This is a genomic window from Janibacter melonis (assembly GCF_020567375.1).
GTDB lineage: Bacteria > Actinomycetota > Actinomycetes > Actinomycetales > Dermatophilaceae > Marihabitans > Marihabitans melonis.
The window spans coordinates 1,077,808-1,090,060 of the sequence record NZ_JAJBZM010000002.1 but is presented as its reverse complement, the minus strand read 5'-3'; the positions used below and the strand labels follow the sequence as shown (position 1 = coordinate 1,090,060).

The window sequence follows — 12,253 nt, the reverse complement described above, 5'->3', positions numbered from 1 at the left end:
CCCCCTTCGCCGATCCCGGCCCTGACCGTCAGCAGGTGGCGGTGATGTCCGCCAGCTCGTCGGTGGGCTCGGTCGTCGAGCTGCCGCTCGGTGTCGCGCTCGGGCTCGCGCTCGAGGTGGGCTTCTTCGTCGCGCTGCGACGCGGCGGGTCGATCGCGTCACGCACCTTCGTGTGGATGACGCCGTAGTCCGGGTTGGTCACGTCGATGACCTTGTTCGTCAGGGGCAACGACTTGATCGAGCCACCGTCCTGGATCCGCTCGACGAGGACCGCCCAGGCCGACAGGTCGTCCTGGGGGATGTCGACCGCGACGTTCTTCTTGAGCACCGCGGCGAGCTCGGGGTAGCGCCGCAGCATGCTCACGGGGTTCACCTGGTTGATGAGCGCGCCCACCATGCAGCGCTGCCGCCGCATCCGGCTGAAGTCGCCGTCCCGGCTGTCGGCGCGCGAGCGCGAGTACCACAGCGCCCGGTAGCCGTCGAGCCGCTGGACGCCGGGCTCGATGTAGCCGGTCGTGCCGACGACGACGCCGCCCTCGACCTTGCACCCGATGCAGACCCGCTCCTTGACGTCGATCTGCACCCCGCCCATCGCGTCGACGAGCTCGGTGAAGCCCTTGAGGTCGATGATCGTCGTGTAGTCGATGTCGAGCCCGAGGATCTGGCTCACCGCGTCCTTGGTGACGGTGAGACCGGGGCTGGGGTCACCGGGGAAGAGCCCCGCGTTGTCCTCGCCGAGCGTCCACACGTACTCGAAGAGGCACTGGTCGCCGCAGCTGTAGCCGTCCGGGTACTGCGCGCGCAGCGGGCTGTCGGGCGAGAGCGGGATGTTCTGCAGGTTGCGCGGGATGCCGAAGAGCACGGTCTTGCCGGTCGTCGTGTCGATGCTCGCGACCATCGTCGAGTCGGGGCGCACGCCGGTCCGGTCGGGCCCCGCGTCGGAGCCGACGAGCAGGATGTTGACCCGGTCGGTGCCCTCCCACGGGTCCTCCGCGTCGACCGGTGCGGCCGCGCCCTCGGGCCGGATCGAGGAGAAGACCTCGCCGATGACCGAGCGCTGGATGAGGGCGTAGCGCGCGGCCTGGGCCGCGGGGGCGATGACGAGCAGGGCGGCGAAGGAGGCGAAGAGCAGCATCGCGACGCGGGGCCGGCCCGACACGTCCGCGGGCATGTTGTCGCGGGCGGTGGCGACGATGCCGAAGAGCCAGACGAGCGCGCCGACGACGAGCACGGGGATGAGTACGGCGAGCGCCCGGCGGCTCACGCCGACCTCGAGGACCGAGGTCGTCACCCCCTTCGACAGCAGGTAGGCGACACCCCCGACGAGCGCGAGGACGAAGGCACCGACCATCACCTGACCGGTGCGCCGACGACTGGGGATGAGCCCGAGCCCGGGCACGACGGTGCTCGCGGCGGTGAGCACGTAGAAGCGGCGGCTCAGCCGGGACCGCGCGCGCTCGGAGAGCATCGGGGTCGCAGGCTTGTCGCGCCGGTGTCGGCCGATCTCGCTCATACGGGCAGTCCTGGGGTCGTTCGGGAGCTGGCTGCCGGGCACGGTCAGCCGCCTGATCCTGGCACACCGGGCTGGAGGTCGGCTGGATGCGAAGGGAGATGCGCCCCGCGTCGTGCCGGGTCCCGGACGTCGTCCGGCCGGGCGATGATCAGGCCGGTCCGCCCGCGCGGTCGTCGTACCAGCCGTCGTGCTCCTCGGCGAGCGCGCTGAAGCGCTCCTTCAGCCCCTGACCGACGGCGCTCGCCTCGTCGGTGACGGTCTCGACGCGCACGTAGATGGCCCACTCGTGGTCCTCGCCGTCGTCCTCCCCCGCGAGCGCCTCGCGCACGACGCGGACCTCGCCGAGCCCCTCCTCGCGCAGGTCGTCGGCGACGCGCTCGGCGTCGTCGCGGTCGGGCAGGACGATGAGGTGCTCGCTCATGACCGCCATGCTCGCACCCTCGACAGGGTGTGGACATGACCGGCGCGCCTGGGCACGCTCGTCAGATGAGCGATCAGAAGATCACCGTCCAGCGCACCGTCGACGCGTCCGCGAAGGACCTCTTCGAGGTGCTCACCAACCCCAAGCGCCACACCGAGCTCGACGGCTCCGGCTTCGTCCGCTCGGACGAGAGGTCCAACCGCATCCAGGGCGTCGGCGACGTCTTCACGATGAACATGGAGGGCGACCACATGGGCGGCGAGTACCAGACCGACAACCACGTGACCGCCTACGCGGAGAACACGATGGTCGGCTGGCAGACCGCCCCCGCCGGCACCGACCCCAAGGGCTGGGAGTGGCTCTGGGAGCTCGACGCGCAGGGCCCCGACAGCACGCTCGTCAGCCTCACCTACGACTGGAGCAAGGTCACCGACAAGGAGCTGCTGCAGCAGGTGAGCTTCCCGCTCGTCAGCAAGGGCCAGCTCGAGGACAGCCTCGGCAACCTCGCGGCGGCCGTCTCCTCCTGATCTCCCCCTGACCCGCCACCCCCCACCTCGGCCGGGGCGCCCCTACCGGGCGTCCCGGCCGAAGCGTGCGAGGACCCGCACCGGGCGGGGCTCGTCGGCGCCGACCTCGAGCGGGGCGGAGCAGATGCCGTCGCCGTAGAGGCGCTCGCCCCAGCCGTCGGCCGCGGCGTCGAGCGTGTCGAGCTCGGCGTCCGCGATCGAGGTGTCGCCCCCGGTGGCGCGGGCGACGTCCCACCGGTGGACGACCATGTCGAAGCCGTAGAAGTCGTCGAGGACCTGGCCGACGGTCGAGACGCCGAAGGGGGTCTCGTACGGCGCCTCGCCCACGCGCGGGTCGGCGAGGGCGCGGGCGACCGCCTCGGAGTGCGTCCGCCAGGCGAGCGCCGGGCCCCGGGCGACGACCGGCGCCGGGTCGGGCAGGCTCGCGCCGTTCGTCAGCAAGAAGGTGCGCTGCGTGTCGACGAGGTGCTGGAGCACGTCGGCCGCGCTCCACCCCTCGCAGGGCGAGGGCGCGTCCCACGCGTCGTCGGGCACGGCGTCGACGACCCGCACGAGCGGGGTGTTGCGGCGGTCGTAGCGAGAGGCGGGGTCCTGGGGCATCGGCATGGCCCCACCCTGGCAGCGACCACCGACGACGACCACCCCTTCGCTCCCCCTTCGGGCGGTCGCCCGGGCGAGAGGTGAACGCACGACGGCCGCCCGGCGACCCCCGATGACGGCTCGGACAACCCTTCGTCACCACCCCGCGCGTGGCTTGCGACCCGGCCGCCCGGGCGGGTGGCATGGGGCGCGAGATGACTGGCCTGCTCGTCGCCGTGGGCGACTCCTTCACCGAGGGCATCGGCGACCCCCACCTGCACTACCCGAACTCCGTGCGCGGCTGGGCCGACCGGCTGGCCCGCCAGCTGGGCCGCGCCGACCCGACGTGGCGCTACGCGAACCTCGCGATCCGCAGCAAGTTCCTCGACCAGGTGGTCGCCGACCAGCTCGACGCGGCGCTCGCCCTCGGGCCCACCCACGTCACCTTCTACGCCGGGGGCAACGACCTGCTCTCGCTGCGGGCCGACCTCACCTCGCTGCTGGGGCGCTACGAGGCGGCCCTGGACCGGCTCGTCGGCTCCGGTGCGCAGGTCGTCCTCTTCACCGCGTACGACGTGCGCACGACCCGGCTGCTCGACCCGCTCGTGCGCCGGGTCCACCTCTTCAACGACGGGGTGCGCGAGCTCGCCGACCGGCACGGGACGCTGCTCGTCGACCACGCCCGCGTCCGCGACTTCGACCACCCGGCGCTGTGGGCGCCGGACCGGATCCACATGTCCCGGCAGGGCCACAAGCGGATGGCGGCGCTCGTCGCCGAGACGATGGGCGTGCCCCACACGTTGAAGATCGGCGACCTCGTCCCGCACGAGCCCCGCGGCTGGCGGCACGTGGCCCGCCAGGAGGCGGCCTTCGTGCGCCAGGAGGTCGTGCCGCTCGTGCGGCGGCGCCTGCGCCGCGAGTACGAGGGCGACCGCATCGCCGCGCGGTGGCCCGAGCCGATCCGCCCCGCGGAGGGGATGAAGAGGCTCGCCGCGGCGCGGGCGCTCGAGGCAGCCACCCTGGACAGCGCGGGCGTCCGAGGCCGGTGAGGGGCGGCCCGGCTCCTATCGTCGAAGCATGAGCGAGCAGCCCACCCGCGCGGACCGCACCCGTCAGGTCGTCGTCGTCGTCAGCCACCTCGTCGGCGTCCTCGGTGTGCTCACCGGGGTCGGTGTCATCGGCACCGAGGTCTCGGAGTCGAGCAGCGGTGCGCTGTCCGCCGACGCCACCCTCCTCGCGCCCGCGGGCACCGCCTTCTCGATCTGGTCCCTCGTCTACGCGCTGCTCACGGCGTACGCGATCTACCAGCTCTTCCCGAGCACGGCGACCGACCCCCGGCACCGGCGCACGGGCTACCTCGCGGCCGCATCGATGCTCCTCAACGCGGCGTGGATCTTCGTCACCCAGTGGGGCCTGCTGTGGCTGAGCGTCGTCGTCATCGTCGCTCTGCTCCTCGTGCTCGGCGTGCTCGTCGCGCGGCTGCACGACCGGCCGGCGGTCGGCGCCGCGGAGGCGCTGCTCGTCGACGGCACCTTCGGGCTCTACCTCGGCTGGGTGAGCGTCGCGACCTGCGCCAACGTCGCCGCGGCGCTCGTGGGCTATGGCGTCGAGACGAGCCAGGGCGTCGGCGAGGTCGTGGCGGTCGTTGTCATCGTCGTCGTCGTCGGGGTGGCCGCCGCGCTCACCCGGCGGGTCGGACCTCGCCTCGGCATCACCGCCGCCATCACCTGGGGCCTGGCGTGGATCGCGGCCGGGCGGCTCGGCGACGAGCCCAGCTCGCAGGTCGTCGGTCTCGCCGCCGTCGTGGCGGCCCTCGCGGTCGTCGGCGTCTACGTCGCAGCCCGCGGGCGCGTCGCTCAGTCCTCGGCGGTGCCGGGGTAGAAGACGTCCTCCACCTGGCAGCCGAAGGTCCGGGCCACCCGGAAGGCCAGCGGCAGGCTCGGGTCGAAGCGCCCGCGCTCGATGGAGATCACCGTCTGACGCGAGACGCCGAGCTCCTCGGCCAGGCGCGCCTGTGACCAGCCGCGCTCGGCGCGCCGGGCCGCGAGGTCGTTGTCCATCCGCTGCCCCCTCAGGCGCCGCGGCGCGAGACGACCGCGTAGCGCACAGCGGAGTCGGCGAGGGCGAGCACCACGAGGAGGGTGAGGACGCCGGTCGCGGAGATGCCGACGTCGAGCACGGAGAGCAGGGTGAGCGTGACGCCCGAGGCGATGACGACGTCGAGGAAGGCGCCGGCCCCGGCCTGCTCGGCCCAGCGCCGCTCGACGCTGTCCTCGGCGTGCGCGTCCTGGGGCACCGTGTGGTCGCTGACGAAGAGCAGCCAGCCGAGGGCGAGGGCCGGGCCGAGCGCGGCGGCGCCGAAGACCCCCGCGGCGAGCCAGAAGTCCTCGCCCCGCACGAGGCCGGCCCCGATGCCTGCGGCGGCGGTGATGCCCGCGGCGAGCAGCCCGGCGCGGAGGTAGGCCGAGGTCGGCGCGGTGGTGGTCGTGCGGGTCATGGCGGTCCCCCTTCGCCCGCAGCCGGTCCCTCCGGTGCGGTGTCAAGCAGACTTTACAGAGGAGAGACCGGTCGTTGTCTAGCGTCCTTGACACGCCTCGCTGAACCCCGCTCCTGGTCCGCGAGCCCCGCTCGTCGCGGTCCCGCGGAGAGCGGGTGTCACGGACGACGAGCGGGGCTCGGCGCGGAAGGGGTGGGCGAAGGGGGATGTGGAGCGAAGGGGGGTGGGGCGAAGGGGTAGGGCGACGGGGGTGGGGCGGGGGCGCGTCAGCGGCGCGGGTCCCAGAGGACGAGCGCCTGCGAGGCCGTGCGCGGTCGGGGACGCTGGCCGTGACGCAGCGCGACGATGTCGCCGCTGGAGCCGACGGCGAAGAAGCGCGAGCCCTGGCCCAGCGCGACGCGGGCCGACTCGAGCTCCTCCGTGAGTTCGCCGACGCGGGCGCGCAGCGCGTCGACCTGGTGCTCGAGCTCGAAGATGCGCTGGATCGCGCTCAGCGAGACGCCCTCGTCCTGCGAGAGCCGCTGGACCTCGCGCAGACGCGCGACGTCGGCCGCCGAGTACCGGCGACCGCCGCCGCGCGTGCGCGAGGGGGTGACGAGACCGATGCGGTCGTACTGCCGCAGGGTCTGGGCGTGCATGCCCGCGAGCTCGGCCGCGACCGAGATGACGAAGACCGGGGTCTCGTCATCGGGGCTGAAGGCGGAGCGGGCCACGGGTCAGTCCCCCGCCCTCGCGAGCAGGTCGGCACGCAGGGAGTCGGCATCCTGCGCGAGGGCCTCGACGGCCGCGCGCTGCTCGTCGGTGAGGTCGGTCGGGACGACGACCTCGACGCGCACGAGGAGGTCACCGGATCCCCCCTTCGTCGGCACGCCGCGGCCCTTGACCCGCAGGACGCGCCCGCTCGGGGTGCCCGGGGCGACCTTGACCTTGACCGGGCGGCCGTCGAGCGTCGGGACGCTCACCGTCGCGCCGAGCGTGGCCTCGGCGAAGGTCACCGGCAGCTCGATCGTCAGGTTGTCGCCGTCCCGGCCGAAGACCGGGTGCGGCTCGACCGCGACGGTGAGCATGAGGTCTCCCCGCTCGCCGCCGGTGCGGCTCTGACCGCCCTTGCCGCGCAGCCGGATCCGCTGGCCGTCCTTGACGCCCGCGGGGATCTTCGCGGTGATCCGCTCGCCGTCGGCGCTCAGCTGCACCGTCGACCCCTCGACCGCGTCGCGGAAGGACAGGGTCGTGCGGGCGGTGAGGTCGGGACCCTTCTGCGGGCCGCGGGGCGCGCGGAAGCCCGCACCACCACCGCCACCGCCGAAGGGGGATCCCCCGCCCTGCCCGAACATCGCCATGATGTCCTCGAGGTCGGGCTCGCCGCCGCCCCCGCCGGGGAAGCCCTGCGAGGAGTAGCGCACCCGGGAGCCACCACCGCCCCCGCCGCCGAACATCGAGGAGAAGACGTCCTCGAAGCCGGCGCCCCCGGCCCCGCCGGGGCCGCCCGCGGTGAAGCGGGCGCCCCCGCGCGCCATCTGGCGCACGGCGTCGTACTCACGACGCTGCTCGGGGTCGGAGAGGACGGCGTGCGCCTCGCCGACGTCCTTGAAGCGCTGCTCCGCCGCGGCGTCCCCGGGGTTGCGATCGGGGTGGTGCTGCTTGGCGAGCTTGCGGTACGCCTTCTTGATCTCCGCGTCGTCGGCGCCCTGCGAGACGCCGAGGATGCTGTAGAAGTCCTTCTCGAACCAGTCCTGACTAGCCATGCCGTCCTCCTCTCAGGGGGTGTGCGGGTGGGTCACTCGGGGTCGGCGACGGCGACGCGCGCCGCGCGCAGCACGCGCTCGCCGGCCTTGTACCCGGGCTGGAGCACGGTGACGACCGTGGTCGTCGTCGCGTCGCTCGGCAGCTCGCTGTCGCTCGAGTCCCACGCGGCGTGCATGAGGGCCTCGTGGACCGCCGGGTCGAAGGGCTCGCCCTTCGCGCCGACCTGGACCAGGCCGTACCGGCCGAGCGCCTGCTCGAGCTTGTCGGCGATGGCCCGGAAGGGGCCCTCGTCGAGGTCGCCGTGCTGGCGCGCGAGGTGGATCTCGTCGAGCACCGGCAGCAGGGTCTCGAGCACGTCGTGCGCCGCCCGGATCTGGATGTCGGCGCGGTCCCGGTCGACGCGGCGCTTGTAGTTGACGTACTCGGCCTGCAGGCGCTGCAGGTCGCCGAGCCGCTCGGCCGCGAGCGCGGTGTCGGGGTGGGCGTCGGAGCCCGCGCCCGGGGCCTCGGCCCCAGGTGCGGTCTCGGCCGCAGGCGTCCCGTCCGCGTCGGCGGCCGGGTTGCCGGCCCCCTGCGCGGGGGCCGGCACGCCGTCGTTGACGGCCTCGACGTTCACCGCGTCGCCGTCGGCGTCGTGGACGACGTCCTCGGGCTCGTGGTTGCTCGTCGAGTCGCTCACTTGCGCTCCTCGTCCTCGTCCTCGACGACCTCGGCGTCGACGACGTCGTCGTCGGCCGGGGTGCTGCCCGCGTCGGCGCCGGGCTGGTCACCGGCGGTGCCGGCACCCTCGCCCTGCTCGGCGGAGGCCGCGTAGAGGGCGGCGCCCATCTTCTGCGACTCCTCGTTGAGGGTGTCGACCTTCTTCGACAGGTCGGCAGCGCTCACGCCGGACTCCGGCTTGAGGGCGTCCTTGAGGTCGGCGAGGGCGTCGTCGACGGGCTTGCGCTGGTCGTCGCTCAGCTTGTCGCCGCTGTCGGAGAGGAACTTCTCGGTCGAGTAGACGAGGTTCTCCGCGGTGTTGCGGGCCTCGGTCTCCTCGCGCCGCTGCTTGTCCTCCTCGGCGTGGGCCTCGGCCTCCTGCACCATGCGCTCGATCTCCTCCTTGGACAGCGCGCTGCCGCCCGAGATGGTGATCTTCTGCTCCTGGCCGGTGCCGCGGTCCTTCGCGGAGACGTTGACGATGCCGTTGGCGTCGATGTCGAAGGTGACCTCGACCTGCGGGACGCCACGGGGCGCCGGGGCGATGCCCGAGAGCTCGAAGGTGCCCAGCGGCTTGTTCTGCTGCGCGATCTCGCGCTCGCCCTGGAAGACCTGGATGAGCACGGAGGGCTGGTTGTCCTCCGCCGTCGAGAAGACCTCGCTGCGCTTGGTCGGGATCGCGGTGTTGCGCTCGATGAGCTTGGTGAAGAGACCGCCCTTGGTCTCGATGCCCAGGGAGAGCGGGGTGACGTCGATGAGCAGGACGTCCTTGCGCTCGCCCTTGAGGACACCGGCCTGCAGAGCCGCGCCGGCGGCGACGACCTCGTCGGGGTTGACGCCCTTGTTGGGCTCCTTGCCGCCGGTGAGCTGCTTGACGAGCTCGGAGACGGCGGGCATGCGGGTGGAGCCACCGACGAGGACGACGTGGTCGATGTCGCCGAGCTTGATGCCGGCGTCCTTGATGACGTTCTCGAAGGGGGTCTTCGTGCGGTCGAGGAGGTCCTTGGTCATCTGCTCGAACTGCGCCCGGGTGAGCGTCTCGTCGAGGTGGATCGGGCCGTTCTCGCCCATCGAGAGGTACTGGAGGTTGATCGACGTGGAGCTGCTCGAGGAGAGCTCCTTCTTCGCCTGCTCCGCCGCGTCGCGCAGACGCTGCATGGCGATCTTGTCGCCGGCGAGGTCGACACCGGTGCTGCTCTTGACGCTCTGCAGGAGGTGCTTGACCACGCGGTCGTCCCAGTCGTCGCCACCGAGCTGGTTGTCACCGGAGGTGGCACGGACCTGGATGGTCGCGAAGCCGTCCTCGGCGTCCTTGCCCACCTCGAGCAGGGAGACGTCGAAGGTGCCACCACCGAGGTCGAAGACGAGGATGAGCTCGTCCTCCTTGCCCTTGTCGAGGCCGTAGGCCAGGGCCGCCGCGGTCGGCTCGTTGACGATGCGCAGGACGTTGAGGCCCGCGATCTCGCCGGCCTCCTTCGTCGCCTGGCGCTCGGCGTCGTCGAAGTACGCCGGCACGGTGATGACCGCGTCGGTGACGTCCTCGCCGAGGTAGGCCTCGGCGTCGCGCTTGAGCTTCATCAGCGTGCGGGCGCTGATCTCCTGCGCGGTGTACTTCTTGCCGTCGACGTCCTCGCTCGTCCAGTCGGTGCCCATGTGGCGCTTGACGGAGCGGATGGTGCGGTCGGCGTTCGTCACGGCCTGACGCTTGGCGATCTCGCCGACGAGGACCTCGCCGCCCTTGGAGAAGGCGACGACGGACGGGGTGGTGCGACCGCCCTCGGCGTTCGCGATGATCTCCGGCTCGCCGGCGTCGAGGTACGCGACGGCCGAGTTGGTGGTACCGAGGTCGATGCCGACGGCACGTCCCATGGGGGTTCTCCTTCGTCCGGGTCGAAGGGGGCGGGCGCCCCCTTCGGGAGGGGTTGGTCTCTGCGGCTCAACCTACGAAGCCCTCGTGGGCCTGCGCAAATCCGGAGCCGAAAAGTTGAGTACATCTGACTCAACTACCGAACCGCGCAGATGATTCCCGCTCCTCTCCCCCGCCCCCCCTGCCGGTTCGACGAAGGATCGTCACCTCGACATGACGATCCTTCTTCGACTCGGCGACAGGCCCGGCGAAGGGGGCGGCAGCGGGCTGGCGGGAGAGGGGAGCCCGGGCGTCTCGCGAGGCAGAGCGAACGGCAGCCGGCACCCTGACGCCCGTAAGATCAGGCGGGTGACCGGACTGCTGCGCCTCCCCCGCCACCTGGCGGACGCGACGCGCATGCGTGCGCTGCAGCGCACGATCCGCCACCCCGGGACCAACGGGTGGACGAGCGAGTGGGGCACCAACGCGCACGGCGAGATCGCCGGCTGCCCGCCGCCTGCGTGAGCGACGCGGCCCCCCTTCGCGGGACGCAGACGCGCCCACCTCCCCTGACCACGTAAGGCACCCCATGCCCGGACCCCTGACCGACACCCCTCTGCGCCGCATGCCCCACGAGATGTGGCGCGGTGTGCGCGCGAGCGCCCGCAGCGACGCCTTCGGCGGCTCGCTCCTGCTCGTCGCGACACTGCTCGCGCTGCTCATGGCCAACACGGCGGCCGTCGACCTCTACGAGTCGGTGCGCGACACGACCGTCGGACCCGCCGCCCTCCATCTCGACCTGACGATCGGGCAGTGGGCGGCCGACGGCCTCCTCGCGATCTTCTTCTTCGTCGTCGGCCTCGAGCTCAAGGAGGAGCTCGTCGCCGGCAGCCTGCGCGACCCGCGCCGGGCCGCGATGCCGATCGCGGCCGCGGTCGGCGGAGTCGTCGTGCCGGCCGTCATCTACATCGCGATCACCCGCTCGTCCGAGGGCGCCCTCCAGGGCTGGGCGATCCCGACGGCGACCGACATCGCCTTCGCCGTCGCCGTGCTCGCGGTCGTCGGGCGCTTCCTGCCGCCGGCCCTGCGCATCTTCCTGCTGACCCTCGCGATCGTCGACGACCTCATCGCCATCACGATCATCGCCGTGGCCTACACGCAGGGCCTGCACCTGCAGTGGCTGCTCCTCGCGCTCGTGCCGCTCGCGCTCTTCGCGGTGCTCACCCAGCGCGGGGTGCGCACGTGGTGGCTGCTGCTGCCGCTCGGCGTCGCGACGTGGGCGCTCGTCCACGCGTCCGGCATCCACGCGACCGTCGCCGGCGTGCTCCTCGGCTTCACCGTGCCGGCGATCGCGTCGACCCGGGCGCGGGTGCAGACCGGCACCGAGGACGGCGAGCCGGTCTACGACAGCCTCACCGCCCACCTCGCCGACCAGTGGGGCGTCTTCTCGACGCTCGTCGCCGTGCCGGTCTTCGCCTTCTTCGCCGCCGGGGTCACCGTCGGCGGGGTCGAGGGCCTGCGCAGCGCGCTCGGCGACCCGATCACGCTCGGGATCATCGTCGGGCTGGTCGTCGGCAAGCCCATCGGCATCGTCGGCACGAGCCTGCTGCTCAGCCGGCTGCCCTCCTTCGGGCTGGACCCGAGCCTGCGCTGGGGCGACCTCGTCGGCGCCGGCTTCATCGCCGGTGTGGGCTTCACCGTCTCGCTGCTCGTCGGCGAGCTCGCCTTCGGCGCCTCGAGCGTGGCCGACGAGCACGTGAAGATCGGCGTGCTCCTCGGCTCCTTCACCGCGGCCATCATCGGCGGGACGATCCTGTCGATCCGCAGCCGCCGGGCGGGCGCGACCCAGGCGGGCTGACTCCCCCTTCGCACCCCGCGAGCTACGGCGCAGTACTGGTCGCGATCACGACCAGTACTGCGCCGTAGCCGGGTCGTCAGGCGGCACCGCGAAGGGGGCGAAGGGGTCAGCCGGGCGGCGGCGGGGGCGGCGCCATCGCCTCGCGCAGGCTCGCCGTGAGCTCCTCGGCCCGCGCCGTCGTGCGGCGCAGGTCGGCCAGGCGCTGCTCGGCGTCGGCGTAGACCGCGGCGACGTGCTCGCGCGCCTGCGCCTCGTGGCCGGGCTCCCCCGCAGGGTCGGCGAGCACGTCCAGCGCCTCGAGCAGGGCGCGCATCTCCTCGACGGAGAAGCCGAGCGGCTTCATCGGGCGCACGAGGAGGAGCCGAGCGATGTCGGCGTCGTCGTAGAGGCGGAAGCCGCCGTCCGTGCGCGCTGCGGGGGTGACGAGCCCCATCTCCTCGTAGTACCGGATCGTGCGGTGCGAGAGCCCGGTGAGCTCGGCGACCTCGCCGATGTGCACGTGGCGGCCGCGCACCCCTTCGCCCTGGCCGTCCATGGGGCGCACGCTACCGGCCGACCTCGGCGTCC

Annotated in this window: 15 protein-coding genes; 5 read left to right on the top strand and 10 right to left on the bottom strand. The window is 72.9% G+C overall.

The window, feature by feature from the left end:
- Window positions 1–28: 28 nt before the first annotated feature.
- Together LIV55_RS11445 and LIV55_RS11440 are read right to left on the bottom strand one after the other, a co-directional pair.
- Window positions 29–1,513 (bottom strand): LCP family protein, encoded by a 1,485-nt coding sequence (locus LIV55_RS11445; protein WP_229300267.1) that lies wholly within the window; start codon window positions 1,511–1,513, stop codon window positions 29–31.
- 148 nt (window positions 1,514–1,661) lie between these two features.
- Window positions 1,662–1,943, bottom strand: coding sequence for a ribonuclease E inhibitor RraB (locus LIV55_RS11440; RefSeq protein WP_308012910.1), 282 nt, complete (start codon window positions 1,941–1,943; stop codon window positions 1,662–1,664).
- A gap of 56 nt (window positions 1,944–1,999) precedes the next feature.
- Here LIV55_RS11440 and LIV55_RS11435 point away from each other — a divergent pair, with 56 nt between their 5' ends.
- Window positions 2,000–2,461 (top strand): SRPBCC family protein, encoded by a 462-nt coding sequence (locus LIV55_RS11435; RefSeq protein ID WP_068271877.1) that lies wholly within the window; start codon window positions 2,000–2,002, stop codon window positions 2,459–2,461.
- A gap of 42 nt (window positions 2,462–2,503) precedes the next feature.
- Here the strand turns inward: LIV55_RS11435 and LIV55_RS11430 are convergent, their stop codons facing one another.
- Window positions 2,504–3,067 carry a TIGR03086 family metal-binding protein gene (locus LIV55_RS11430; protein ID WP_229300266.1) on the bottom strand — a complete coding sequence of 188 codons (564 nt, stop codon included), beginning with the start codon at window positions 3,065–3,067 and terminating at the stop codon, window positions 2,504–2,506.
- A gap of 188 nt (window positions 3,068–3,255) precedes the next feature.
- On the opposite strand from LIV55_RS11430, the gene LIV55_RS11425 reads away from it, so the two are divergent.
- Together LIV55_RS11425 and LIV55_RS11420 are read left to right on the top strand one after the other, a co-directional pair.
- Window positions 3,256–4,089 carry an SGNH/GDSL hydrolase family protein gene (locus LIV55_RS11425; protein WP_229300265.1) on the top strand — a complete coding sequence of 278 codons (834 nt, stop codon included), beginning with the start codon at window positions 3,256–3,258 and terminating at the stop codon, window positions 4,087–4,089.
- Window positions 4,090–4,117: 28 nt separating this feature from the next.
- Window positions 4,118–4,921: a TspO-related membrane protein gene (locus LIV55_RS11420; RefSeq protein ID WP_229300264.1), complete on the top strand. Its 804-nt coding sequence runs from the start codon at window positions 4,118–4,120 to the stop codon at window positions 4,919–4,921.
- On the opposite strand, the gene LIV55_RS11415 is transcribed toward LIV55_RS11420, so the two are convergent.
- The 6 genes from LIV55_RS11415 to dnaK form a co-directional block, all read right to left on the bottom strand.
- On the bottom strand, window positions 4,897–5,100 hold the full coding sequence (locus LIV55_RS11415) for a helix-turn-helix transcriptional regulator (RefSeq protein ID WP_229300263.1): 204 nt from the start codon (window positions 5,098–5,100) through the stop codon (window positions 4,897–4,899). The genes LIV55_RS11420 and LIV55_RS11415 overlap by 25 nt on opposite strands.
- An 11-nt stretch (window positions 5,101–5,111) precedes the next feature.
- A complete protein-coding gene (locus LIV55_RS11410; protein WP_123092486.1) occupies window positions 5,112–5,537 on the bottom strand; it encodes a hypothetical protein in 426 nt (141 codons plus the stop codon).
- A gap of 266 nt (window positions 5,538–5,803) precedes the next feature.
- Window positions 5,804–6,250: a heat shock protein transcriptional repressor HspR gene (locus LIV55_RS11405; protein ID WP_068271861.1), complete on the bottom strand. Its 447-nt coding sequence runs from the start codon at window positions 6,248–6,250 to the stop codon at window positions 5,804–5,806.
- Between the two features lie 3 nt (window positions 6,251–6,253).
- Window positions 6,254–7,282, bottom strand: a complete 1,029-nt coding sequence (locus LIV55_RS11400) for a DnaJ C-terminal domain-containing protein (protein ID WP_123092488.1) — start codon at window positions 7,280–7,282, stop codon at window positions 6,254–6,256.
- 32 nt (window positions 7,283–7,314) lie between these two features.
- Window positions 7,315–7,962, bottom strand: a complete 648-nt coding sequence (gene grpE / locus LIV55_RS11395; RefSeq protein ID WP_229300262.1) for a nucleotide exchange factor GrpE — start codon at window positions 7,960–7,962, stop codon at window positions 7,315–7,317.
- Window positions 7,959–9,851 (bottom strand): molecular chaperone DnaK, encoded by a 1,893-nt coding sequence (dnaK, locus tag LIV55_RS11390; RefSeq protein ID WP_229300261.1) that lies wholly within the window; start codon window positions 9,849–9,851, stop codon window positions 7,959–7,961. Before dnaK ends, grpE begins: the two co-directional genes overlap by 4 nt.
- Before the next feature lie 346 nt (window positions 9,852–10,197).
- On the opposite strand from dnaK, the gene LIV55_RS11385 reads away from it, so the two are divergent.
- Together LIV55_RS11385 and nhaA are read left to right on the top strand one after the other, a co-directional pair.
- Window positions 10,198–10,353 (top strand): hypothetical protein, encoded by a 156-nt coding sequence (locus LIV55_RS11385; protein ID WP_229300260.1) that lies wholly within the window; start codon window positions 10,198–10,200, stop codon window positions 10,351–10,353.
- A 64-nt stretch (window positions 10,354–10,417) separates the two neighbouring features.
- Complete coding sequence (gene nhaA, locus LIV55_RS11380) at window positions 10,418–11,686, top strand: Na+/H+ antiporter NhaA (protein WP_229300259.1); 1,269 nt, start codon at window positions 10,418–10,420, stop codon at window positions 11,684–11,686.
- 106 nt (window positions 11,687–11,792) lie between these two features.
- Here the strand turns inward: nhaA and LIV55_RS11375 are convergent, their stop codons facing one another.
- On the bottom strand, window positions 11,793–12,221 hold the full coding sequence (locus tag LIV55_RS11375; RefSeq protein WP_068271848.1) for a MerR family transcriptional regulator: 429 nt from the start codon (window positions 12,219–12,221) through the stop codon (window positions 11,793–11,795).
- Window positions 12,222–12,253 lie beyond the last annotated feature (32 nt).

What these genes read in the sequence shown, in the direction of transcription:
- LIV55_RS11445 (WP_229300267.1), bottom strand. Translation starts at nt 1,513, where the DNA reads ATGAGCGAGATCGGCCGACACCGGCGCGACAAGCCTGCGACCCCGATG.
- LIV55_RS11440 (WP_308012910.1), bottom strand. Translation starts at nt 1,943, where the DNA reads ATGGCGGTCATGAGCGAGCACCTCATCGTCCTGCCCGACCGCGACGAC.
- LIV55_RS11435 (WP_068271877.1), top strand. Translation starts at nt 2,000, where the DNA reads ATGAGCGATCAGAAGATCACCGTCCAGCGCACCGTCGACGCGTCCGCG.
- LIV55_RS11430 (WP_229300266.1), bottom strand. Translation starts at nt 3,067, where the DNA reads ATGCCGATGCCCCAGGACCCCGCCTCTCGCTACGACCGCCGCAACACC.
- LIV55_RS11425 (WP_229300265.1), top strand. Translation starts at nt 3,256, where the DNA reads ATGACTGGCCTGCTCGTCGCCGTGGGCGACTCCTTCACCGAGGGCATC.
- LIV55_RS11420 (WP_229300264.1), top strand. Translation starts at nt 4,118, where the DNA reads ATGAGCGAGCAGCCCACCCGCGCGGACCGCACCCGTCAGGTCGTCGTC.
- LIV55_RS11415 (WP_229300263.1), bottom strand. Translation starts at nt 5,100, where the DNA reads ATGGACAACGACCTCGCGGCCCGGCGCGCCGAGCGCGGCTGGTCACAG.
- LIV55_RS11410 (WP_123092486.1), bottom strand. Translation starts at nt 5,537, where the DNA reads ATGACCCGCACGACCACCACCGCGCCGACCTCGGCCTACCTCCGCGCC.
- LIV55_RS11400 (WP_123092488.1), bottom strand. Translation starts at nt 7,282, where the DNA reads ATGGCTAGTCAGGACTGGTTCGAGAAGGACTTCTACAGCATCCTCGGC.
- dnaK (WP_229300261.1), bottom strand. Translation starts at nt 9,851, where the DNA reads ATGGGACGTGCCGTCGGCATCGACCTCGGTACCACCAACTCGGCCGTC.
- nhaA (WP_229300259.1), top strand. Translation starts at nt 10,418, where the DNA reads ATGCCCGGACCCCTGACCGACACCCCTCTGCGCCGCATGCCCCACGAG.
- LIV55_RS11375 (WP_068271848.1), bottom strand. Translation starts at nt 12,221, where the DNA reads ATGGACGGCCAGGGCGAAGGGGTGCGCGGCCGCCACGTGCACATCGGC.